This is a genomic window from Cellulophaga omnivescoria (genome assembly GCF_001999725.1).
GTDB lineage: Bacteria > Bacteroidota > Bacteroidia > Flavobacteriales > Flavobacteriaceae > Cellulophaga > Cellulophaga omnivescoria.
The window spans coordinates 54,580-77,129 of sequence record NZ_MDDP01000004.1 but is presented as its reverse complement, the minus strand read 5'-3'; the positions used below and the strand labels follow the sequence as shown (position 1 = coordinate 77,129).

Below are 22,550 nucleotides of genomic sequence, written 5' to 3'. Positions count from 1 at the left end.
ATACAAATGAAAAATATTGAGTGGAAAGTTGCTCAGGAGTTTGAAGATATTACGTATAAAAAGTGCAATGGTGTAGCGCGTATAGCGTTTAACAGACCAGATGTACGTAATGCGTTTAGACCAAAAACTACAAGTGAGCTGTACAAAGCATTTTATGATGCGCAAGAAGACACATCTATAGGTGTTGTTTTGTTATCTGCAGAAGGGCCTTCTAGTAAAGATGGTGTATACTCTTTTTGTAGTGGTGGAGACCAAAAAGCCAGAGGTCACCAAGGGTATGTTGGTGAAGATGGTATGCATAGGTTAAATATTTTAGAAGTTCAGCGTTTAATACGTTTTATGACCAAAGTGGTAATTGCCGTTGTTCCTGGTTGGGCTGTTGGTGGTGGCCATAGTTTGCATGTAGTGTGCGATTTAACTTTGGCAAGTAAAGAACACGCAATATTTAAGCAAACAGATGCAGATGTTACTAGTTTTGATGGAGGTTATGGTTCTGCGTATTTAGCTAAAATGGTTGGACAGAAAAAAGCTAGAGAAATTTTCTTTTTAGGTCGTAATTACTCTGCTCAAGATGCTTATGAAATGGGAATGGTTAATGCTGTTATACCACACGATGAGTTAGAAGATACTGCATATGAGTGGGCACAAGAAATACTAGAAAAATCGCCAACATCTATAAAAATGCTAAAGTTTGCAATGAACTTAACAGATGATGGTATGGTAGGGCAGCAAGTTTTTGCAGGTGAAGCAACTAGATTGGCGTATATGACAGAAGAAGCTAAAGAAGGTCGTAATGCCTTTTTAGAAAAACGTAAGCCAAACTTTGGTGAAAATAAGTGGATTCCTTAATTAAGGTATAAGTGTTTTAAATGAAAAAGAGTCTTGTTGGCAAAAACAAGACTCTTTTTACGAGAACACTATATGAAAATGAAAAATTATATACTCTTTAATTACACTGCTAAAGTATACAAGGTTTGTAATAAAATAAAATGTATGTTGTTAACCTAATAGTTATTGTTGTGTACCTTTGCAATTATGGTGTGTGGTATAAAATAGCAGCTAATAAGTAGTTATAAGAATGAAAAAACACAATTACGAGATAACAGTAGCGTGGACGGGTAATGAGGGTAATGGTACCCAAAACTATACATCTTATAATAGAAACCATACAATAACAGCAAATCACAAATACGGTGAAATTAAAGGGTCATCAGATCCCTCATTTTTAGGTGATAAAACAAAATATAATCCTGAAGACCTTTTTTTATCTTCCTTATCCTCTTGTCATATGCTATGGTATTTACATTTATGCTCTGTACATAAAATTGTGGTAAATTCTTATGTAGATAATGCTATTGGCACTATGGAAGAAACTGAAGATGGAAGCGGAAAATTTACCGGGGTAACTTTACAACCAAAAGTTATAATTACAGATCCTAAAATGTTAGAAAAAGCAAATGAATTACATAAACAAGCTAATAAAATGTGTTTTATAGCAAATTCATGTAATTTTAAAATAGACCACAAACCAAATATAACTGTTTCATAAATTGGTTACTTAGTAAATACTATACAACTACAAAAAAATATAAGATGTCGTTTAAAAAAATACATCCAGAATTAAAAGAAGCTCTAGAACGTTTAAAAATAACTGAACCAACACCGTTTCAGTCTAAAGTACTCTCAAAAATTAAGGGTGGTGCAAGTATATTTGGTTTAGCTCCTAAAGGATCTGGTAAAACAACAGCTTTGGTTATTAGCACATTGCAAAAATTAAAATGTGAAGAGTTTGAAGACGCGCCAAGAGCATTAATTTTTGTTAAGGATAAACAGGCTGCATTAGAACTTAAGCAAGAGTTTGATAAGTTTACATTTAGGATGTCTATACGTACGTACTGTGCTTATGAGGAGCAAAATATAGACGACCAAAGGGATGATATTTATGATGGTGTAGACATTGTAATTGCCACTCCTAAAAGGTTAAATAAAATATTTTATACTAACGGTATAAACTTAAACGTGCTACAATTGTTTATTGTAGACGATGCTGAGTTTTTAATTAAACCACAACTGTTTTCTGAGGTAATTAGAACACCAGAAAGCATAAACAAGTGTCAGTATTTGGTTTTTGGAACTAAGTTTGATGACCGTATGCAACGTATGCAAGACTCATTTATGGCATCTGCACAGATTGTGAAGTTGTAATTTTCTATTTGCAACTGTTACTTTTAAAAATAAAAATGTATCACTTTTCTAATTAAAAACGAGAAGTTTAATTTTAGTCCGACCTACGAAAGTATTTTAGAACTATAATGAAGCTATTACATACTATAAAAGTATAACCAAAAAGCAATTGCTTTTTAGTTATACTTTAAATCTTTCTCATTAATTTTTTTAGTCCATAACTCTTCACCATCTTTATTAAAAATAGAAATAGTAAGCTCACGTTCTTTACGTGGACCTTTTACATTTAAAATTCCAAAGTTATGTTGGCCAACAATGGTATCATCAATTTTGTAAGCATTTAAAGGCTCTTTGTTAGTATTAGCGCCAGCTGTTAATGAAGAACAAGTTAGGTCATATAATGGATATACGTTATCATTTTCTTGCATACGACTTAATACAGTATGGTGCCTGTCTCCATCTAAAAAAACAACACCTTCAATTTTTGCTTCACGTATTTTTTCAATTAAGTAATTACGTTCTTTAGGGAAAGTAGCGTGGTTTTCATACATCGCTTCAGAACTTACTACTTGTCCGCCAATAACAACAAACTTAAAAGGAGCATCACTAGTAGTTAAGGCGTTTATAAGCCAGTCTATTTGTGTTTTACCAAGTATTTGTCTTTCTGTAGTGTAATTAGTATTAGCAGTTCTGTAGTAGCGATTATCTAATAAAAAGAACTCTAAATCTGCCCATGTAAAAGAACCTGTAATACCACCTTTATCAATAACATCATAATTAGGATTACCCCAAAATAGTTTAAAAATTTCTGATGAAGTTTCTTTTAAAGGAAAACTACTGTTTGAGTTATCTAGACCATAATCATGATCGTCCCAAATAGCATAATTGTGTGTAGAAGCTAACAACGGCTGAAGTTCTGGTAAAGACCTTGTGTGTGTGTATCTATGAAATATACCTGTTCTAGAGTCCCAATCTGGCTCTCTTAAGTATGTATTATCTCCCAACCAAAGCATAAAGTTTGGATTTTTTTTATGAATAGCTGTAAAAATATCAAAATCGCTACCATATGGTTTTCCTGGTCTATCAAACTCCACTTCATTTACATAATTACAGCTACCAATAGCAAAGTTAACTTCTGGCGGGTCTGTTCTCCATTGCCATAGTTGTTGAGACTCAAACTCCATAGCGTAATCTTTTTGTATCTTTCTTCCATTTACAAACAGCTCATACACGTATTTTTTACCAGGTAAAACCTTATCTGCTATTAGTTTAGCTACAAAACCAGTATTGACTTCTGTAGTATACTTTTGTGTTGTAAATCTTTGTTTAGCATTTCCTTTCTCGTAATAAACAAAATGTACCTCTGCTGCTTTAGTGGTTTGTACCCAAAGTAACACTTCTTTCATTGTAGAATAGCCAACCATAGGGCCAGATTGCAACAAATCTTGCGAAACAACAGAATATAAATTAGTTATACACAGTAAAAATAAAAGCAGATACTTTCTCATTTTTAAAAAAAATTAATAGTAAATGTAGATTAAAAAAAGATTACCATTATTAATTAAACTTTAAATGTCCATAAACTAGAACATTAAATATAAACAGATACCGTAAGCACTATCATTAAAAAGACAGTTAAAATGGCAACCAAAGGCCATACAAATTTTAACCATTTATTGTAACCAACCTTTACAATTGCTAAAGAAGCAAGTATTAATCCAGTAGGATTTATAAATTTAAATAATCCCATACCATATAAGTAAGCATTTACAATTATTTCTCTGCCAATGCCAGCTGTATCTGCTAATGGAGACATAATTGGCATACTTAAAACAGCCATACCAGATGTAGAAGGTATAAAAAATGAAAGTCCGCTATAGACTAACATTACCGAGTTAATAAAAATTCCTTTTTCCATACCACTAGTAACACTAGATGCGTAGTACAATAATGTATCTCCAATTGCACCATCTTGCATTAAAACCGTTACACCTTTAGCAATACCTATAATAAAAGCTACGCCTAGTAATTCTCCGGCTCCTTTTACAAAAGTATCTATAAACTGTGCTTCTTTAATTTTTGCAATAACACCAATAATAATAGAACCTACTAAAAATACCGTTGTCATTTCTACAAACCACCAATCTAAACTAGATACTCCATAAACCATTACAACAAAACAAGCGGTAAATACAAGTAATATTAAACGCAGTCTTGCTGTTAACTTTAAGTTAGTTTTACTAGTGTCTGATCCAAATAATTGTTCAATTTCTGCTTTTTGGTCGTAAATAATAGATTTGGTAGGGTCTTTTTTTATACGTTGCGCATATCTAATTATGTATGCAATACAAATTATTAAACCTAGTACCAGTGTAATAATTCTACCATCTATACCAGAGGTCCAGTTTATGCCAGCAGCATTAGATGCTATAATAACACTAAACGGATTTATAGTAGAAGCCAAAGTCCCTATACAAGACCCAATATATATAGATGCCAATGCAACCAATGCATCATATTTAGCCGCTAAAAATATAGGAATTAAAATAGGGTAGAAGGCTATTGTTTCTTCTTCTAAACCAAAAGTTGTTCCGCCTAAAGCAATTAAGCAGGTTACTAAAATTATTAAAATGTATTCTTTTCCTTGTAATTTTTTTGCCAACCAAGCAATTCCAGCATCAAAAGCACCAGTTAAATTCATAATAGCAATTAAACCACCAATAATTAATACTAAAAAAATAATATCTGCCGCATCAATAATTCCTTTAATGGGTGATTTTAAAAATGAAGCTACACCTTGTGGCTGTGCATCAATTTCTTTATATGTATCCGGTATACCAATAGGCTTTCTAATATCTCCGTTTTTAAATTTTTGTAACGGAATGTTTATTTGCAATGTAGTTAACGTTTCTTGCGTTGCGGATACTGTAGAAGATTCATTTCCACTATTTATGGTAAAAGTATTGTCTGCTTCATTATAGGTTAATGTATTATACTTACCAGCAGGGACCAAGTAAGTTAAAACAGCTACAAGCGCTGCTATTACTAATAAAATTGCTTGTGCAGAAGGGAATTTTAATTTTTTCAATGCGTATATTTTTTCAAGGGTTTAAAGATAATATTATTTTAGTGGATTAATTAGTTTTGATAAAGAATGAAAGCAAGTATACCAGATAGTTGGAGTCATATTATTTTACCAGAGTTTGAAAAAGAATATTTTAAAGAATTAAGTTCTTTTGTAACTAAAGAATATAAAACAACTATATGTTACCCTGCTACAAAAGAAATTTTTGCAGCTTTTAACCATTGTTCTTTGTCTAACACTAAAGTGGTAATTATTGGCCAGGATCCTTATCACGGGCCACACCAAGCAAACGGATTGTGTTTTTCTGTGAAAGACGGTATTAAACATCCGCCGTCACTAATAAATATTTTTAAAGAGTTAGAGACCGATTTAAACATTACATATCCTATAAGTGGTAATTTAGAACGATGGGCCGAACAGGGAGTTTTGTTATTAAACGCAACATTAACTGTTAGAGCACACGAAGCAGGTAGTCATCAAAAAAAGGGATGGGAAACGTTTACAGATACTATTATAAAAAGAATATCTGAAGAAAAAGAAGGTGTAATTTTTTTACTTTGGGGTGGTTATGCCAAAAAGAAATCGAAATTAATTGATACAAATAAACATTATATTTTAACAAGCGGACATCCATCACCATTAAGTGCAAACAGAGGATATTGGTTTGGTAACAAACACTTTAGTGCTGCAAATACCATTCTAAAAGATAGTGGAAAGGCACAGATAGAATGGTAATTGAGCTAATTATTATAGTAAAATAGAACTACTGTCTAGTTTCTTATCTATTAAATCTAAAGAAAGCAACGTGTCTTGTACTTTTTCTAAGGTTTTTGTGTTTAGTTGTGACTGGCTCCAACGTGTTTTAGACAACCATTCTTGTATGTCTCCCAATTGTTGCTCGTACCTATTTGCAAGTGTACGGTCTATACTTGGTATGGTTTTAAATTCTTCAGTATACATATTAATAACTTCTAAAATATGTTGTAGTGTTCCAGAATTGTTTGCAATAAAACTATCTGTTGCAGCAATTACAAAACAAGGCCAAGGAGTAGGGCAGTCTGCCACTCTCCTAAAAGTTCCATTATCTACCAAAGGTTTTGTGGTAAAATGTTCCCACATAAAATAATCTGCAGTACCATTTGTTAATCCTTCTACAGCACCATCTAAGTTATTAATAATCTCAAACTGTAATTTGCTGGTGTCCCAACCTTCATTTTGCGCATTTACATACGCCATTAAATGACTACCACTACCAAACCTACTAATTGCTGCTTTGGTATTTATAAGATCATCTATAGTCTGGTATTTACTATTTGCGCCAACATGAATTCCCCATAATAAAGGTGTTGCAATGTATTCTTGTACTATTTTAGCTTTTGTACCTGCAGTAATACTCTTTACTAAACCTTCTGTAAGTATAATAGCTATATCTGTTTCATTATCAGCAAGCATTTGGCACATTCTTCCTGTACCTTCAGGAATGTCTGTCCATTCTAAATTAATACCTCGGTCTTTAAATGCATTTTCTTCTATGGCTAAATGCCAAGGTAAATTAAAATGCTCCGGAACTCCAATTATTTTAACTGTTTTCAAAAAAAGTTATGTTAGCTTGTTAAGTGTATATTTTATTAATTCTTCTACGGTTTCTGTAGGTGTTACAGAAAACTCTCCGTTAGCTCTATTAGCCAAAATAGCATTTAATGATAATGCATTATGACCAAGTAATTTTGCTAAACCATAAATACCAGCTGTCTCCATTTCTAAATTGGTAACTTTTAAACTATTATGTTTAAACGATGCTATTTTGTTGTTTAACTGATTATCCTGAGTATTTAAGCGTAAAATTCTCCCTTGAGGACCATAAAAACCAACATTTGTAGCAGTAAAACCTTTTACAAGTTTATCTGAGTATATTATATCTGCCAATTCTGCGCTACAAGTAACCACATAAGGCGTAGATTTATCTTTTGCCCAATTTGTATGTGCAACAAAAGCATCTTGAATTTCTGAATGCTGTACGTGTTTACTATCATAAAATTGTAACAAGCTATCTAAACCAATAGCATATTCACTTAGTAAAAAAGAATTTATAGGAATATCTGCTTGTATTGCACCAGATGTACCAATTCTAATAATATCTAAAGTTGTTTTCTTTTCTTTAATAGTTCTTGTAGCAAAATCTATGTTTACTAAAGCGTCTAATTCGTTTAAAACAATATCTATATTATCTGTACCAATACCTGTTGATATAACAGAAATACGTTTTCCTTTTAATGTACCGGTGTGCGTTATAAACTCTCTTTTTCCTTTTTTTAGTTCAATAGTATCAAAATATTTAGACACTTCACCAACTCTGTCAGGGTCACCAACTGTAATTATGGTAGTAGCTATATCTTCTGGTAATATATTAAGGTGATAAATGCTATTGTCAGCATTTAGTATTAACTCCGATGGACTTAATTGCATATTATAATTTAAGAATTCTGTCTGTATTGGTATTGTACAAAAAGTTGTATTTTAATGCACCTCCCAAATAAATGTCATTATCTTGTATACAAGAGTAATAACTTGTTTGTTGTTCTAGTATTTCTTTTCCTTTTTTTGTTAATTTAACAGGATTAAAAGAACCAAATAAAGGTTTTAAAGAAGTAATTATTTTTTGATATTGTATATCACCAAACCCATAACTATTATCTGCTAAAAGTAAATTTTTAACAAAATCATTTTTAGTTTTTGGCTTTTGGTCTGATGCCAATTTTAGCAGATTATTTTCTACAGCATTTAAACCATTTTTAATTGATGGAAAACGTTGTAAATGTAATTCTATAGCTTTTTCTAGATACGGAAATCTATATTTATCAAAATCAGTTAAGTTTTCTAATCGTATAGGGTTATCACTACAATATAACTGCCAAATATAATCTGCATACTCTATATCATCCTGTCGTAAAAAAGTACGTTCTTCATAATGGTTTAGCAGTTGATCATCAGTTAACTCAGATAAGCTAAAAAGTTTTGTTTCTCCTTCAATTTTACCACTACAAACAATAGATATTTCTGCATATCTACGGTGCATTTTTAGCCAACTTACTACAGCAAGCATATTAATTTGGCAAAACAAGTCATACTCAAACCATAAAATAATTTTATCTTCTTTTTTATGGTTGCATAAAGACCTGTATTCCTTTAGGGTAAGATCTATAAACTTTGCTTTTGTAACTTTATAGTTTTTGCTTAAAAAATCAAACCTAGTTTTCCAGAAGTTCTCACTACCCACATTGTTTAATGTTTTGCCTTCGCATAACATCTCATTCCAAGTAATAATGTCTCCTTTTATAGGTAAGTTTTTCAATCTATCTGTAAAGTTTCCTCCGTTGGTTATGTGTAAGGTAGAACTCATAGTAGTATTCTAGATTTGAACTCTTAAAATTACATTTTTATCTAAATAATCAAAAAAAAATTAACAATTTTAACCGCCAACGCGTTTTACGTTAAAACCTTTCTCTTTTAATATGCTCATTATCTGATCTCTATAGTCACCCTGAATAATAATACTATCATTTTTAAAACTACCACCAACACTAAGTTTTTGCTTTAATTCTTTAGCTAATAATTTAAAATCTGCATCGGCACCGGTATATCCTTCTAGTATAGTTATTGGCTTTCCTTTTCTTTTCTCGTACTTACAAATTATAGGGTCTTCTTGCATCCAAATATCACTTTTTGGTGCTTTTTTTTCTACATCTTCAGTTGGTTTATGATCTGGAAAAAGGTTTTTTAACTGGTCTTGTAAATCCATTGTATTAAATATTGGTTTAATGCTTTATTTAGGTGTTTTATCAATATAAAAAAGAAAAAACAACCAAATACTGGAATTTTAAATGCCAATATTTAGTTGTTTTTATTTACGTCTTATAAAAATTATTACTCCTTAATAAGTCCTAATTCTATTAATCTTTCGTGAAGAAATTCACCAGCAGTAATATCTTCAAACTGCTTTGGGTTGTTTTCATCTACACAGTTATCTAAGCAATTTAGTGGCATTTCACTAACTGGGTGCATAAAAAACGGAATAGAATAACGAGAAGTTCCCCAAAGCTCGCGTGGTGGGTTAACAACTTGGTGTATGGTAGATTTTAGTTTGTTATTTGTTAATCTAGACAACATATCACCAACATTTATCATAAGTTGGTCTGGGCGTGCAATTGCATCTACCCATTCTCCATTGTGGTTTTTAACCTGTAACCCTTTACCATGTGCACCCATTAACAATGTAATAAGGTTTATATCTCCGTGGGCTGCTGCACGTACAGCATTTTTAGGTTCATCTTTAATAGGCGGGTAGTGTATAGGTCTTAAAATAGAATTACCGTTTTTAATGTAATCATCAAAATACGTTTCTTCTAAATTTAAGTGTAAAGCAAGTGCTCTAAGCACATATTTAGCTGTTTTCTCTAACATTTTAAATGTTTCTTTACCAACAGCATTAAATTTTGGTTGTTCTTTTACAATTACATTGTCTGGGTATTCTGCTTCTAACTTAGGATCATTTTCTACATATTGTCCAAAATGCCAAAACTCTTTTAAATCTCCTTCTTTTTTACCTTTGGCGTGTTCTTTACCAAAAGAGGTATAACCACGCTGACCGCCAATACCTTCAATTTCATAACTATCTTTTAATTCTTGAGGTTGATTAAAAAAGACTTTAATTTCTTCATATAAATCTGCCACTAACTCATCAGATAAAAAGTGACCACTTAAGGCTACAAAGCCAATATTCTCAAAAGCACTACCAATTTCCTTGATAAACTTTTCTTTTTGTGTATTATCGTCAGATAAAAATTCCTGTAAATTGACACTTGGAATAGAACTCATCGTTTACTATGTTTTTATATTCAAATTTAATAATAATCTAACATTTTCTGATAAATTATTGATTTTTGTAACAACATCTCTTCTTATTTGTTACTTTTAATTTTCAATTTATAAAATTTTCCGCTAAATGGAATTCAATAACGAAACAATTTCTTTAGAAGAGCAGTTATTACTGTACAAACGTATGATAAAGCCGCGTTTAATTGAAGAAAAAATGCTTATTTTATTACGACAAGGCAAAATTTCTAAGTGGTTTAGTGGTATTGGTCAGGAGGCCATTGCTGTTGGTGTCACAAGTGCCTTACAAAAAAATGAATATATTCTTCCAATGCATCGCAATTTGGGTGTTTTTACTACCAGAGATATTCCGTTATACAGACTTTTTTCTCAGTGGCAAGGTAAAGCAAACGGCTTTACCAAAGGTAGAGACCGTAGTTTTCACTTTGGCACACAAGAATATAATATTGTTGGGATGATATCTCACCTTGGACCCCAATTAGGAGTTGCAGACGGTATTGCTTTAGCAAACAAGTTAAAGGATAATGGCAAGGTTACAGCTGTATTTACAGGAGAAGGTGCAACAAGTGAAGGTGATTTTCACGAAGCTTTAAACGTTGCTGCTGTATGGCAATTACCTGTTTTATTTTGTATAGAAAATAATGGCTACGGCTTATCTACACCAACTAAAGAACAATATTACTGTGAACATCTTGTAGATAAAGGTATTGGTTACGGTATAGAGTCTCACCAAATAGATGGTAACAATATATTAGAGGTTTACGGCAAAGTAACTAAATTGTGTGAGAGTATTAGAAAAAACCCTAGACCTGTTTTAATAGAGTTTTTAACTTTTAGAATGCGTGGTCATGAAGAGGCTAGTGGTACTGCTTATGTGCCAGATAATTTGTTAGAAGAGTGGGCTAAAAAAGACCCTATCACAAATTATGAAGATTTTTTAAAGAAAAACGAGGTACTAACAGATAATTTAATAGCCAGTATAAAAGCTGATTTTAAAGCGGAAATTAATGACAATTTACAAGTTGCGTTTGAGGAGCCCGCAATAACGGCTACCATAGAAAACGAATTAAATGATGTGTATAAACCATTTGAATTTAAAGCCATTAAGCCTGCAGCTAATATAAAAAATATTAGATTGGTTGATGCTATATCTGAAGGCTTAAAACAAGCTATGGATAAGTTTGAAAATCTTGTAATAATGGGACAAGATGTTGCAGAATATGGTGGTGTTTTTAAAATTACAGAGGGTTTTGTAGCCGAGTTTGGTACAGAACGGGTACGTAACACACCAATTTGTGAATCTGCTATTGTTTCTACAGCAATGGGTTTATCTATTAACGGGCACAAAGCTGTTGTAGAAATGCAATTTGCAGATTTTGTTAGTAGTGGTTTTAATCCAATTGTAAATTTATTGGCCAAGTCTCATTACCGTTGGGCAGAAAACGCAGATGTGGTAGTACGTATGCCCTGTGGTGGTGGTGTAGGTGCAGGGCCATTTCATTCACAAACAAATGAAGCCTGGTTTACAAAAACACCGGGTTTAAAAGTGGTTTACCCAGCTTTTCCTTATGATGCCAAAGGTTTGTTAGCAACAGCAATTGAAGATCCAAACCCTGTTTTATTTTTTGAACACAAAGCACTGTACAGGAGCGTTTACCAAGATGTTCCAGAAGATTATTATACTTTACCAATTGGAAAAGCAAGCCTAATTAAAGAAGGTACATCTGTAACCATTGTTAGTTATGGGGCAGGTGTGCATTGGGCTTTAGAGTCTTTAGAAAACACTCCAGAAATTAGCGCAGATCTTATAGATTTACGCTCATTAGCTCCTTTGGATAAGGACACTATATATGCATCTGTAAAAAAAACAGGTCGACTTATAATTTTACAAGAAGATAGTTTATTTGGAGGTATTGCAAGTGATATTTCTGCAATGGTAATGGAAGATTGTTTTGAGTGTTTAGATGCACCAGTAAAGCGTGTAGCAAGTTTAGAAACACCAATTCCTTTTGCTAAAGATTTAGAGTATAATTATCAATCTAAAAACAGGTTTAATGAAGAATTAAAAAAACTGTTAGCGTACTAATACACTAACAGTTTTTAAACAATTTTAAACTTGTAAAAAGTTAAAATGGAAACACACAATTAATGCGTTTTCATTTTAGCTTTTCTTTTTTCTAATTGTCTGCTTAAATCGTCTACACTAGCTGTAATAGCTGCTTCATAAGAGGCTTCACTAGATTCTGAAAATAATCTAGGGCCAGGTGCGCTTAACCTAACACCAATTACTTTACCTTTTTCAGGAGAAGTTGTATTTTCTTTTTTAAAGAAAATGTCTGCACTCACAATAAAGTCATACTTATTTAAAAGTTTATCAATTTTTTTTGCGGCAAATATTTCTAAACGGTTACTTGCTGTAACCCCATCGTAGTGAAAGTTTATGTTCATAGGTCTAGTATTTTATTTGAAGATACATATAGTACACTAAAAAATCAAATGTTTAAACCTAATATTATATTAAAGTTAATAATTAGTATTTAAAGTTTAATTTAAGGTATTAAAAATTAATAGTTTGCATTATTACTAATAATAAAAAAAGCGTAGCTAAAATAGCTACGCTTTTAATAAATTAACAGGTTTAAGCAATTATTCTTGTAATTCTAAGTCTGTAATAATATTTGTTGTTATTTCTTCTTCAGTTTCATCGTCTACAACTGTTTCAGACTCATAGGTAATTATAAATGTCTTGCCTTTAAAAGACTCATCAGTTAAGTCGTACTTACCTAATGCTTCAGAACTCAATCCTTGAAATTCTAAAGTAGCTCCATCTTCGTCAGAAAATTGATAAGTTTCATTTTCAAAACCGTCATACGTAGCCGTTACGCTTTCTGTTGATACTAAAGTTGTTACAGCCGTAGCTAAAGCAAATAATACAATTGATAAAGTTTTCATAGTGTTCAAATTTATTTAGGGTTAATAACTGTTATATCTACGCTCCATAAATGGGTTTAGATGTTATAAAAAAAATTTTTATTACATTTTTAGCTATTAATTGTTACATATTTAACATATTTAATATTATTAATCGACTATAAATCAGAATATTAGAAATATCTCAAGAAAATATGTTAAAACTTGTATTATTTACAATTAATAGTAAAAAGCGTTACACATTAGTAACGCTTTTTGTTGGTTATGTTACTCTTCTAATAATTTTAAGTCAGTTAAAATGTTTTTAATTTCTTCTTCTTCAGTTTCATCATCAGTATAAGTAACAGTTTGGTAGGTTACTTTAAAAGTTTTACCTTGAAAAGACTCATCAGATAAGTCGTATTTCTCTAAAGTTTCAGGACTAACTTCATCAAACTCCATAGTTTGTCCTTCATCAGTAGTAAACACATACATTTCATCTTCAAAACCATCATAGGTTCCCGTAAATGATGCTGTTGTAAACGATGTTGTAACAGCTGTAGCTAAAGCAAATAAAATAATACTTAGTGTTCTCATTGTGTTTTGTTTAAGGTTAAACCCTATTTACGTTTTAGTTATAATCCTTGGATCTTGTTTTGGAATGTAAAATGAAAATATTTTCACTTTTTTTATCTTGTTTTTTTCTTTAGAAAGTGAGGTATTTTTAACCTTCATATTTTACTGGTGTTTTAAGAGATTTTAATTTTATAATAAATGATTATGCTACTAAAATTTGCTCTATATATTTTCACTTTTCTATAAAACTTTTTTTTATAACTTGCTTCATATAAATTAAAGCCGCCATTTTGAAATACGTATTACTATTTTGTATTACCCTTTTAATTTTTAGCTCATGCAATGAGCGCACAAGCAACAAAAGGTTTACCTCTTTAGATGCAGCAATAACTAAAGTAGATTTTAACAACACAATTACTGGTAATGATAGTTTAAATATTGTTACTTTTCAGTACATCTATAATGGAGGAGGAGTTGGTATTGGTGATTTTAATAATGATGGTTTACAAGATATTGTTTTTACCGCCAACCAAGTATCTTCTAAAATATATTTAAATAAAGGGAACCTTAGTTTTTTAGATATTTCTGAAGCTGCAAATTTTAAGACCAATGTTTGGGTTACCGGAGTAACAATTGTAGATATAAATGCAGATGGTTGGGATGATATTTATTTAAGTGTAGGAGGACCAAATTGTAACAATAATTGCGATAATTTACTCTTTATTAATAAAGGTTTAAATGTAAACGGCCTACCAACTTTTACCGAAGAAGCAGAGGCTTACCAGTTAAACGACCCTAATAACAGTCAGCAAGCCGTGTTTTTAGATTATGATGTAGATGGTGATTTAGATGTATTTATAATTCACAATGGAAGTTCTCGTTTTTCTCAAAATTCACCCGTTCCTAAGCACTATTACTCTAAGAATTTATCAGACTACTTGCTACGTAATGATTCCGTTGCTGGTTTAAATCATCCAATATTTACAAATGTATCAGACAGTTTAGGAATAAAGCACCAAGGGTTTTCTTTAGGTGTTGCCGTGCAAGACTTTAATAACGATAATTTACCAGATATTTATGTGTCTAATGATTTTTTAACTGAAGATTTGTTGTATTTAAACAGTGGTATAGATACTGTTACAAGAAAACACAAAGGTTTTATAGAAGCAAACAAACAATTATTGGCTGTACAAAGTTTTAATGGTATGGGAGTAGATGTTGCCGATATTAACAATTCTGGCAATCCAGATATTATGGTTGTAGATATGCTACCGGAAAGTTATAATAGACAAAAAAGTATGTTAGGTGCTCATAATTATGATAAGTTTTTAACCGCAAAGCGCAATAATTACAGTTCACAATTTATGCGCAATACTTTACAAGTACATAATGGTGAATTAAACAATACTATACTGCAGGCTAGCGAAATAGCAAACTATGCTGGTATAGCTGCAACAGATTGGAGTTGGTCTCCTTTACTAGTAGATTTTGATAATGATGGCGATAAAGATATTTATATTACTAATGGTTATGTAAAAGATATTACAGATTTAGATTTTATAAACTACTCTAAACAAAGCACAATTTTTGGGTCGGAACAAGCTAAAAACAAGGAATTGTCTGCCTTAATTTCTAAAGCACCAGGAGTTTTTATTTCTAATTATTTTTATGAAAACACTAATAAATTAAAATTTAAAAATGTTAGTGATGAATGGGGTAGTATACAAAAATCTTTTAGCAATGGTGCTGCTTTTGCAGATTTAGATAATGACGGAGATATAGACGTTGTTGTAAACAATATAAACCAAAAGGCTTTTATTTTGCAAAATAACACAATGCAATTAAATTCTAAGTCCACGTTTTTAAGAGTAAAATTAAAAGGCAGCAAACAAAATACCAAAGCCATTGGAGCTAAGGTAAAATTATGGTCTAATGGCACTATTCAAACGCAATACCAGTCTGTTACACGCGGGTATTTGTCTTCTGTAGAACCTATTCTTCATTTTGGAATAAAAGATACTATAATAGACTCTTTACATATAGTATGGCCAAGTAAGCAACTAACTAAAATATACCAACCAAAAGTAAATACTGTTTTAGAATTAAATAGTACAGATGCCAAAACAGACCATATTGCACCAGTTTTAAAATCTACATTACTAAAAAATAACTCATCAATTTTACCATACAAACACCAAGAAAATAGTACTAATGACTTTGTTTCTCAGCACTTATTAATGCATCAGTGCTCTAAATTTGGGCCTTGTATAGCTGCCGCAGATATAAACCTAAAAACAGGAGACGAACTTTTTATTGGAGGTAGTAAAGACCAACCATCTACTATATGGACTCAAAATAAAGATGGTGTTTATCAAATTACACAAAAGCTAGATAGTATATATGAAGATGCAGCCGCTGTATTTATAGATATTGATAATGATAAGGACTTAGACCTGTATGTAGCAAGTGGTGGAGTAGAGTTTGATAGCAACTCTAATTTATTACAAGACAGGATTTATGTTAATGATGGAAAAGGAACTTTTTCTTTAACAAAAAATAGTTTACCAAACGTAACAAATATTGGGTCTTGTATAGCTGCTGCAGATTATGATAAAGATGGGGATATAGATATTTTTGTTGGTAGTAGATTGGTTGCAGGCAGTTATCCTAAAACGCCAAAAAGTAGCTTATTACAAAACAACTCGGGCAAGTTTACACCTATAAAAAACAAAGCTTTAACTAGTATTGGTATGGTTACAGATGCAACCTGGCAAGATGTAAATAATGATGGCTGGCAAGATTTAATTGTGGTAGGAGAGTGGATGCCTATTACGGTTTTTATTAATAAAAATGGGGTTTTAGAAAAATCTTTAACTAATTGGCTAACCAATAGCAATACTCCAACAGAAGTATATGGTTGGTGGAATACTATTAAAGCCGGTGATTTTGATAATGATGGCGATATAGATTTTATTGCTGGCAACCAAGGAGAAAATAGTTTTGTTTCTCCTAAAAAAAATAAACCTGTATATGTTTACAAGCAAGATTTTGATAAAAATGGTAGTATAGATCCTGTAGTTGCACAATATTTTACAGATCCAGATAAAAACAATGTATTGTTACCTGTACAAACTAGAGATGATATTGTAAAACAACTAGTTGCTTTAAAACAAAAGTACAGCACATATGCAGAATTTTCTAATCCGTCTTTTACAGAATTATTAGAAATAAAAAACCTAGAAGAAGAAACCTTAAAAGCAACTACATTTGCAAGTGTTTATTTAGAAAACGTGGGCAATAATACCTTTAAAATTAATAAACTACCAAATATTTGTCAGCTTGCTCCAATAAATGAAATTCTTAGTAAAGACATAGATAATGATGGATATTTAGATGTACTTTTGGTTGGCAATAATACCACCTCAGAAACTGTATACGGTTTTACAGGAGCCATAAAAGGTATCTATTTAAAAGGTAGTAAAACAGGATTTACAGTTGTACCTAATAGTACATCTGGTTTTTATGTGCCAGAACAATCCAATCATATAATTGAAGCTAAAACAGCAACAAATAATAGTTTAATTATAGCTACACAAAACAATACTGTAGCTAAAAGTTTTTATATTAATAAATAAAATGTACCAGTTTAAAAATAGTTTGTATTCTAAATTTGCTATTATAGCTTTGTTTAGCTTAGTTTTATTAGTGTCTTGCACAAAACAAAACAAGCCTTTACAAGTACCTGTAGATACATATTTTAACGCTGTAGATAAAATTACAGAAACAATGATTCATGATATATTTTCGCCACCAGTGGCAAGCAGAATATATATGTATCCAAATGTTGCAGCTTATGAAATACTTGCACAAAACAACAGCAAATACAACTCACTTTCTGGTAAAATACAATCCTTACAACCATTCCCAAAAGCACCAAAAAATGTAAACCTAAAAGTTGCTGCGCTTGTAGCTTATATAGATGTTAGCAAAGAGCTAATTTTTAAAGATGAGATAGTTACAACCTTCGCAGATAGTTTATACACAAGTTGGCAAAACACTAACAAAAAGGAGTTTACAGCTTCTAAAACATACGCTATAAAAGTGGCTAACCGAATAAAAGATTGGATGCATAAAGACAATTATAAAGAAACTAGGTCTTTTAAAGGGTATACGGTAACTACAGATAATCCTGGTAGATGGCAACCAACACCACCAGCTTATATGGACGGTATAGAACCACATTGGAACAAAATTAGACCAATGGTTTTAGATTCTGCTGCACAATTTAAGCCTAAAAGACATCCAGAGTTTTCTTTAGATCCAGAGAGTGCTTTTTATAAAGAATTGCAAGAAGTGTATACCGTTACTAACGAGATTCGTAAAAATGGTGATACGTCTGAAGAAGTAGAAATTGCAAAGTTTTGGGATTGTAATCCTTATGTATCTACTAGCAAAGGCCATTTAATGATTGCCACAAAAAAAATTACGCCAGGTGCACATTGGATAGGAATAACAAAAATAGCGTGCAAACAGCAAAAGCTAGACTTTATGGCTGCTGTACACGCAAATACCATAACATCTATTGGTATTTTTGATGCTTTTATTAGTTGCTGGGATGAAAAATACCGTAGCAACTTAATTAGACCAGAAACTTTAATAAACAATACCATAGATAAAGAATGGACACCATTATTACAAACGCCACCGTTTCCGGAATATACCAGCGGACATTCTGTAGTTTCTGGAGCATCTGCAACCATATTAACACATTTATTTGGAGATAATTTTAGTTTTACAGATGATACCGAATTGCCATTTGGTTTACCAAGCAGAAAGTTTACATCTTTTAATACGGCTGCAAATGAAGCTGCCATAAGCCGTTTATATGGAGGTATACATTACAGGGCAGCTATAGATAATGGTGTTGTACAAGGCAAAAATGTTGGCACATATATTATAAACAAGCTAACATTAGTAAATTAAAATGTATATGAAAACAGTAGATAGAGTATGGTTTATATGATTCTATTTTACATAATATAAATTATAGTGCAATTTATGACAAATAGCTAAATAGTGCATTTCAACAATATTTTACATAATTAATGATATATATAAAGCTAAATGTGGCGTGGTTAGCATAATATAAATTGTAGATATAATTAGTGGTTATCTAAAACTAAAATACATTTTCACAAAAAGTTATAAAATTATAAGTAAACCAATATTTACAAAAAATTACATACTTGCTCATAATTTGCGTATTCTGTAATTCATTATTGTGCATTTTTCCAGTTAATAATTTTATTTATTTCATTTAAATCGTTAAATAAATCTGCACCTCCATCATAATTACTAGTATCTAATGAAACTCCTATTTTTCCATTTTCACCAATACTGTATCCATTACCAGTAAGCGAATAATGAATTTCTTCTGGTGTTTTATTTGGTAAAGGTAATATTGCTCCAATTAAGGTTTCTGAATATTCTGTTTTCAATGAGAAAATACTAAAAGTTGATTTTGCTCCTGGATTTAAAACATAATATATTCCTTCTTTGTTTTTTGGAAATTGGTCTTTTAAAAAAATCTGTCCATCATACCCCTCATCCATATTTTCAATCTGAGTTCTTATAGAATCATAATGTTTATCCAAAAGAAAAATATAACCAAATTTCGCAAAATTAATAATGTAATTAGTCTTTAATAAAGCTAGATTAACTCTCTCTGAATCTATTTTATATTTTTTAGGTTCAAGGTTTAATATTGGACCTATAGTTTTATTTTTTATACCATAAATAAACTTGTCTAATATATTTGGGTTGTTTTTTTTTGTTCGATGAAGTACTGTTAAAGTTCCATCACCATTTGACGTTATTTCAGCGGTTACTCTTTCTCCATTATATTCTAAGTTCCCATATTGTTTAGAACCTTTATAAAATTTCCTGTCGTCATTTTCTCTAATTCGATTTATTAAGTGGTTGTCGATTTGATATCCTGCTTTAGAATTACAATCCTTACAAGTTAAAGCAATTCTGGAGCCACCCAGTTTTTCAGGAGGAGCGTCTTCTTCAGTTAAAAAATTTTTATTAGTATCAGAAATTAAATCAACTCTTTGGAATTGCTCAAGGCATAAAGGACATATATAAGTTTCGTCATACTTTAACTCAATATCAATCAATCCGTTTTCCTTCAGTAAATGAAGTTGCTTTGAGAATTTATCAAATAGTTTAGTTCTAGATATAAGTTTTTTACTCATTGATATTTGTTTTCATATTGTTTTGCAAAAAATTACTATTTCCAATCATATTTAGTCTTTCCACAGCCTCCACATCTTATCTTTTTTTCAACAGTATCTACGTTTCTCCATGATACTTGTGGTTTTGTACATTTGTCTTCTTGACAATAGAATATCTTTTCCATATCTTGAATATCTGCCCAAAAAGCCTTTAAGTCACCAATTTTTGGATTAAATGGATTATCGTGAGAAAGTAAATTCCCCAAAATAGATGAGTTTGCAACTCTTTCTATAGTTGGATAATGTTCTTTCAAATCTTTGCTTTTAGACTTAATTCTTGATTTTAACTCATTAATTAATTCATCTGGCATTCTCTTTTCATTTATTTCGTTTGGTCTAAAACTAACTTTAACATCAAGATTCATACAAATTTCTTTTAACAACGATTCTAGATATTGTCTGATTGGATTGCCTAATCCATCAACTTCAGATTCTGATAGTTTTTTCTCGATTCTCGATTTAATATCACCTTGAGATTCTTCAAAATGTGTTCCTTTAGCTTCAGTCCATTTTATTTCATTTACTAACCAGCCTTTTTTCTTAGCAAGTGGTTTAACAAAGTTTCTAAACCATTCTTCTTCGTGGGTTAGCAAAATGATTTGTCTCTCAGAAAATTTTTCAAATAATAACTCGGCAAATCGTTTTCTATGATTAGAGTCAAAGCTAGATATTACATCATCTAAAACTATGAATTCATTGATATCATTAAAAGCTTCTACTGATGCTAAAAAAAATGATATTCCGAAGCAATTAAGATGTGACTCACTAAAGTATTTTTGAGGAGGCGAAACCCAAGTTCCATTATATTTATATTCAATTGTTATACCATTAAGTTCATTTTCTTCTCCCATCGTAACAATCTTAATCTCCTGAAATGGCTCATCAGGATTCATATATTGGTAGTATTCATTTATTTTAGATGAGAAAGAGTCTATAAAATTTTCTAAGCCCTCTTTTTGAACCTTTATAAATTCATTATAAATAATAAATAATGAAGAGCTCTGTTTCTCAAGTGCCTTTCTCTCTTTTTCTAAAGTTTTAATTTTAAGAAATGCATCCTTAGAAGCCGATATATTTGCGTAAATTTCGGTAATATTATCCTTTTTTATAGTCTCTTTTAATTTCTTAATTCTTGCTGCTAAACCATCTAGAAAGAGAAAATCTGAAATATTAAAAGCAATATTTTTGGAATCTTGAATTTTATCACCAGAAGAAGGTTTCACCAAACTTGCTGTCTCCATAAGTTTAATTTTTCCTTTTATAGATTCTAAATCTTTCTTTAATTGTTCATTTTCTGGAAATTCAAAAAGTGGCTCTGACAAAAGCAATTCAAGTCTTTTTATTCTTTCAATGCTTATACTTTTTATTAATTCTTGAGCTTCTTGAAATGCTTTCAACTTCTTTTCAGCTTCTTCAATTTCTTTTAAACGTTCGGCAATCTCTGCTCTTAACTCATCTTTATCTTTTGGTTGTAAGCATAATGGACAGCTCTCTTCTTTATGAAACTTCTTAATTACCTTATCTCCAGATTTTAAAAGATCACCAATAAAAATTTTGAATATACCTTCTACATCAGCAGCAATTTTTTGGAATTCATCATAATATGTGTCGAAATGAGTATTTATTAAAACCACTTCACTTTGGACTATTACTAGACCTGTTTGTATTTTTTCTAAAAAGGTGTTTTCTTTTAATAGCTTTTCATTAGTTGCAGATTTCAAGTGTTTTAAAAGCGCATCGATATCTTCAATGCTTTCAATTTTCATTTTCTTTTTTAGTGAAGCTATTTTCTTTTTTATTATTTCAAAGAAGTCCTTTTCCTGACTCACTGCTGCTCCAATCTTATTTATAAGTATGGCTTTTTGTCCATTAATTTGTCCTTCGAAATTTTGATTTTTTATTTCTGTTTTTATAGAATTGAAAGCCTTTCTAAGGACTTCTTTCTTTTTAGTCACCTCGGAAAAACCAATTATATCAGATAGATACTTAAGTTTGTCGCCTTTAGTAATATCCACAAAGTCATTTAAACTTTTATAGCGTAGCAATAAATTCTCTTCTTTAGACTTAACTAGATAATCACGTATCTCATCTGATTTGACAGTATAATCATGTTCTAACTTCCCTCTTTTTTTATAAAGTATTTTACCAGTATCAAAGTCGCTTTTTTTAAGAAATTTCAATGCTGCTTCAGATACAAAATCTTCATCTAAAGAAGCATTTCTTAGAGCATCTTTTAAATCAATTTCAATACCTGAAAGGTGTGCTACTTTATTTGTGTAAAACCACTCAATTGCATCAGAGATACTACTTTTACCCATGCCATTATCTCCATAAAGAACTACAGATTTACCATTCAGTTCCAATGAAAGAGATTCCTTTATCCCACGTAATCCTTTTATATCAATTTGCTTTAGCTTCATCTTCATTCTTTTCTTGAATTCGTAGTTGTTGCAATTCATTTTTTATTTTAGCCTCGGTAAGCGTACCTTCTTTATATAAATCTGATACCATTTTTGATATTTTTGAATCTACGCCTTCTATAGTCTCAATAGTCTCAAAGAAATCATCTAATATTTCCTGTCCTGACTTTACATCTTTGCTCATTG

Annotated in this window: 20 protein-coding genes; 7 read left to right on the top strand and 13 right to left on the bottom strand. The window is 31.1% G+C overall.

From position 1 onward, the window contains the following. Window positions 1-6 precede the first annotated feature (6 nt). From BFJ87_RS02730 to BFJ87_RS02720, 3 genes are all read left to right on the top strand, one after another. Window positions 7-849 (top strand): 1,4-dihydroxy-2-naphthoyl-CoA synthase, encoded by an 843-nt coding sequence (locus tag BFJ87_RS02730; RefSeq protein ID WP_171974459.1) that lies wholly within the window; start codon window positions 7-9, stop codon window positions 847-849. A 229-nt stretch (window positions 850-1,078) separates the two neighbouring features. Then, a complete protein-coding gene (locus tag BFJ87_RS02725; protein WP_077399587.1) occupies window positions 1,079-1,549 on the top strand; it encodes an OsmC family protein in 471 nt (156 codons plus the stop codon). Between the two features lie 44 nt (window positions 1,550-1,593). Continuing rightward, window positions 1,594-2,205: a DEAD/DEAH box helicase gene (locus BFJ87_RS02720; RefSeq protein ID WP_077399584.1), complete on the top strand. Its 612-nt coding sequence runs from the start codon at window positions 1,594-1,596 to the stop codon at window positions 2,203-2,205. 155 nt (window positions 2,206-2,360) lie between these two features. Here the strand turns inward: BFJ87_RS02720 and BFJ87_RS02715 are convergent, their stop codons facing one another. After that, window positions 2,361-3,692 (bottom strand): alkaline phosphatase D family protein, encoded by a 1,332-nt coding sequence (locus BFJ87_RS02715; RefSeq protein WP_077399581.1) that lies wholly within the window; start codon window positions 3,690-3,692, stop codon window positions 2,361-2,363. A gap of 83 nt (window positions 3,693-3,775) precedes the next feature. Continuing rightward, window positions 3,776-5,272 carry a YfcC family protein gene (locus BFJ87_RS02710; RefSeq protein WP_077399578.1) on the bottom strand — a complete coding sequence of 499 codons (1,497 nt, stop codon included), beginning with the start codon at window positions 5,270-5,272 and terminating at the stop codon, window positions 3,776-3,778. Between the two features lie 66 nt (window positions 5,273-5,338). Here BFJ87_RS02710 and BFJ87_RS02705 point away from each other — a divergent pair, with 66 nt between their 5' ends. Beyond that, window positions 5,339-6,004 carry a uracil-DNA glycosylase gene (locus BFJ87_RS02705; RefSeq protein ID WP_077399575.1) on the top strand — a complete coding sequence of 222 codons (666 nt, stop codon included), beginning with the start codon at window positions 5,339-5,341 and terminating at the stop codon, window positions 6,002-6,004. Window positions 6,005-6,016: 12 nt separating this feature from the next. Here BFJ87_RS02705 and BFJ87_RS02700 read toward each other — a convergent pair whose 3' ends face one another. From BFJ87_RS02700 to BFJ87_RS02680, 5 genes are all read right to left on the bottom strand, one after another. Then, window positions 6,017-6,862, bottom strand: a complete 846-nt coding sequence (locus tag BFJ87_RS02700; protein ID WP_077399571.1) for a substrate-binding domain-containing protein — start codon at window positions 6,860-6,862, stop codon at window positions 6,017-6,019. Between the two features lie 6 nt (window positions 6,863-6,868). Then, window positions 6,869-7,735 carry a nucleoside phosphorylase gene (locus BFJ87_RS02695; RefSeq protein ID WP_077399568.1) on the bottom strand — a complete coding sequence of 289 codons (867 nt, stop codon included), beginning with the start codon at window positions 7,733-7,735 and terminating at the stop codon, window positions 6,869-6,871. A 1-nt stretch (window position 7,736) separates the two neighbouring features. After that, window positions 7,737-8,669, bottom strand: a complete 933-nt coding sequence (locus BFJ87_RS02690) for a DUF1835 domain-containing protein (RefSeq protein WP_077399565.1) — start codon at window positions 8,667-8,669, stop codon at window positions 7,737-7,739. A gap of 69 nt (window positions 8,670-8,738) precedes the next feature. After that, window positions 8,739-9,068 carry a translation initiation factor gene (locus BFJ87_RS02685; RefSeq protein WP_077399561.1) on the bottom strand — a complete coding sequence of 110 codons (330 nt, stop codon included), beginning with the start codon at window positions 9,066-9,068 and terminating at the stop codon, window positions 8,739-8,741. Between the two features lie 125 nt (window positions 9,069-9,193). Next, window positions 9,194-10,144 carry an isopenicillin N synthase family dioxygenase gene (locus BFJ87_RS02680; RefSeq protein WP_077399558.1) on the bottom strand — a complete coding sequence of 317 codons (951 nt, stop codon included), beginning with the start codon at window positions 10,142-10,144 and terminating at the stop codon, window positions 9,194-9,196. A 127-nt stretch (window positions 10,145-10,271) separates the two neighbouring features. Here BFJ87_RS02680 and BFJ87_RS02675 point away from each other — a divergent pair, with 127 nt between their 5' ends. After that, entirely contained in the window at window positions 10,272-12,248 is a 1,977-nt protein-coding gene (locus tag BFJ87_RS02675; RefSeq protein ID WP_077399555.1) for an alpha-ketoacid dehydrogenase subunit alpha/beta, read from the top strand. A gap of 59 nt (window positions 12,249-12,307) precedes the next feature. Here BFJ87_RS02675 and BFJ87_RS02670 read toward each other — a convergent pair whose 3' ends face one another. The 3 genes from BFJ87_RS02670 to BFJ87_RS02660 form a co-directional block, all read right to left on the bottom strand. Beyond that, window positions 12,308-12,610: an HPF/RaiA family ribosome-associated protein gene (locus BFJ87_RS02670; RefSeq protein WP_077399552.1), complete on the bottom strand. Its 303-nt coding sequence runs from the start codon at window positions 12,608-12,610 to the stop codon at window positions 12,308-12,310. A 198-nt stretch (window positions 12,611-12,808) separates the two neighbouring features. Continuing rightward, window positions 12,809-13,114: a hypothetical protein gene (locus BFJ87_RS02665; RefSeq protein ID WP_077399549.1), complete on the bottom strand. Its 306-nt coding sequence runs from the start codon at window positions 13,112-13,114 to the stop codon at window positions 12,809-12,811. A 246-nt stretch (window positions 13,115-13,360) separates the two neighbouring features. Further along, complete coding sequence (locus BFJ87_RS02660) at window positions 13,361-13,669, bottom strand: hypothetical protein (RefSeq protein ID WP_077399546.1); 309 nt, start codon at window positions 13,667-13,669, stop codon at window positions 13,361-13,363. 269 nt (window positions 13,670-13,938) lie between these two features. Between BFJ87_RS02660 and BFJ87_RS02655 the strand changes: the two genes are divergently transcribed. Then, the gene (locus BFJ87_RS02655; protein WP_077399543.1) at window positions 13,939-17,283 is read left to right on the top strand and encodes a VCBS repeat-containing protein; all 3,345 of its coding nucleotides are present in this window, start codon (window positions 13,939-13,941) and stop codon (window positions 17,281-17,283) included. A 1-nt stretch (window position 17,284) separates the two neighbouring features. After that, window positions 17,285-18,631: a vanadium-dependent haloperoxidase gene (locus BFJ87_RS02650; protein ID WP_077399540.1), complete on the top strand. Its 1,347-nt coding sequence runs from the start codon at window positions 17,285-17,287 to the stop codon at window positions 18,629-18,631. Between the two features lie 293 nt (window positions 18,632-18,924). Here BFJ87_RS02650 and BFJ87_RS02645 read toward each other — a convergent pair whose 3' ends face one another. From BFJ87_RS02645 to BFJ87_RS02635, 3 genes are read right to left on the bottom strand one after another with little or no spacing between them, the layout of a single operon-like run. After that, the gene (locus BFJ87_RS02645) at window positions 18,925-19,905 is read right to left on the bottom strand and encodes a hypothetical protein (protein WP_077399537.1); all 981 of its coding nucleotides are present in this window, start codon (window positions 19,903-19,905) and stop codon (window positions 18,925-18,927) included. A gap of 35 nt (window positions 19,906-19,940) precedes the next feature. Further along, window positions 19,941-22,370, bottom strand: coding sequence for a DUF2813 domain-containing protein (locus BFJ87_RS02640; RefSeq protein WP_171974458.1), 2,430 nt, complete (start codon window positions 22,368-22,370; stop codon window positions 19,941-19,943). Next, entirely contained in the window at window positions 22,345-22,548 is a 204-nt protein-coding gene (locus BFJ87_RS02635; RefSeq protein ID WP_077399531.1) for a hypothetical protein, read from the bottom strand. Before BFJ87_RS02635 ends, BFJ87_RS02640 begins: the two co-directional genes overlap by 26 nt. Between the last annotated feature and the right edge of the window lie 2 nt (window positions 22,549-22,550).

Excerpts from the sequence above, each read along its gene's own strand:
- BFJ87_RS02730 (WP_171974459.1), top strand. The coding sequence starts at position 7 with ATGAAAAATATTGAGTGGAAAGTTGCTCAGGAGTTTGAAGATATTACG.
- BFJ87_RS02725 (WP_077399587.1), top strand. The coding sequence starts at position 1,079 with ATGAAAAAACACAATTACGAGATAACAGTAGCGTGGACGGGTAATGAG.
- BFJ87_RS02720 (WP_077399584.1), top strand. The coding sequence starts at position 1,594 with ATGTCGTTTAAAAAAATACATCCAGAATTAAAAGAAGCTCTAGAACGT.
- BFJ87_RS02715 (WP_077399581.1), bottom strand. The coding sequence starts at position 3,692 with ATGAGAAAGTATCTGCTTTTATTTTTACTGTGTATAACTAATTTATAT.
- BFJ87_RS02705 (WP_077399575.1), top strand. The coding sequence starts at position 5,339 with ATGAAAGCAAGTATACCAGATAGTTGGAGTCATATTATTTTACCAGAG.
- BFJ87_RS02695 (WP_077399568.1), bottom strand. The coding sequence starts at position 7,735 with ATGCAATTAAGTCCATCGGAGTTAATACTAAATGCTGACAATAGCATT.
- BFJ87_RS02690 (WP_077399565.1), bottom strand. The coding sequence starts at position 8,669 with ATGAGTTCTACCTTACACATAACCAACGGAGGAAACTTTACAGATAGA.
- BFJ87_RS02685 (WP_077399561.1), bottom strand. The coding sequence starts at position 9,068 with ATGGATTTACAAGACCAGTTAAAAAACCTTTTTCCAGATCATAAACCA.
- BFJ87_RS02680 (WP_077399558.1), bottom strand. The coding sequence starts at position 10,144 with ATGAGTTCTATTCCAAGTGTCAATTTACAGGAATTTTTATCTGACGAT.
- BFJ87_RS02675 (WP_077399555.1), top strand. The coding sequence starts at position 10,272 with ATGGAATTCAATAACGAAACAATTTCTTTAGAAGAGCAGTTATTACTG.
- BFJ87_RS02670 (WP_077399552.1), bottom strand. The coding sequence starts at position 12,610 with ATGAACATAAACTTTCACTACGATGGGGTTACAGCAAGTAACCGTTTA.
- BFJ87_RS02665 (WP_077399549.1), bottom strand. The coding sequence starts at position 13,114 with ATGAAAACTTTATCAATTGTATTATTTGCTTTAGCTACGGCTGTAACA.
- BFJ87_RS02660 (WP_077399546.1), bottom strand. The coding sequence starts at position 13,669 with ATGAGAACACTAAGTATTATTTTATTTGCTTTAGCTACAGCTGTTACA.
- BFJ87_RS02650 (WP_077399540.1), top strand. The coding sequence starts at position 17,285 with ATGTACCAGTTTAAAAATAGTTTGTATTCTAAATTTGCTATTATAGCT.
- BFJ87_RS02645 (WP_077399537.1), bottom strand. The coding sequence starts at position 19,905 with ATGAGTAAAAAACTTATATCTAGAACTAAACTATTTGATAAATTCTCA.
- BFJ87_RS02640 (WP_171974458.1), bottom strand. The coding sequence starts at position 22,370 with ATGAAGATGAAGCTAAAGCAAATTGATATAAAAGGATTACGTGGGATA.
- BFJ87_RS02635 (WP_077399531.1), bottom strand. The coding sequence starts at position 22,548 with ATGAGCAAAGATGTAAAGTCAGGACAGGAAATATTAGATGATTTCTTT.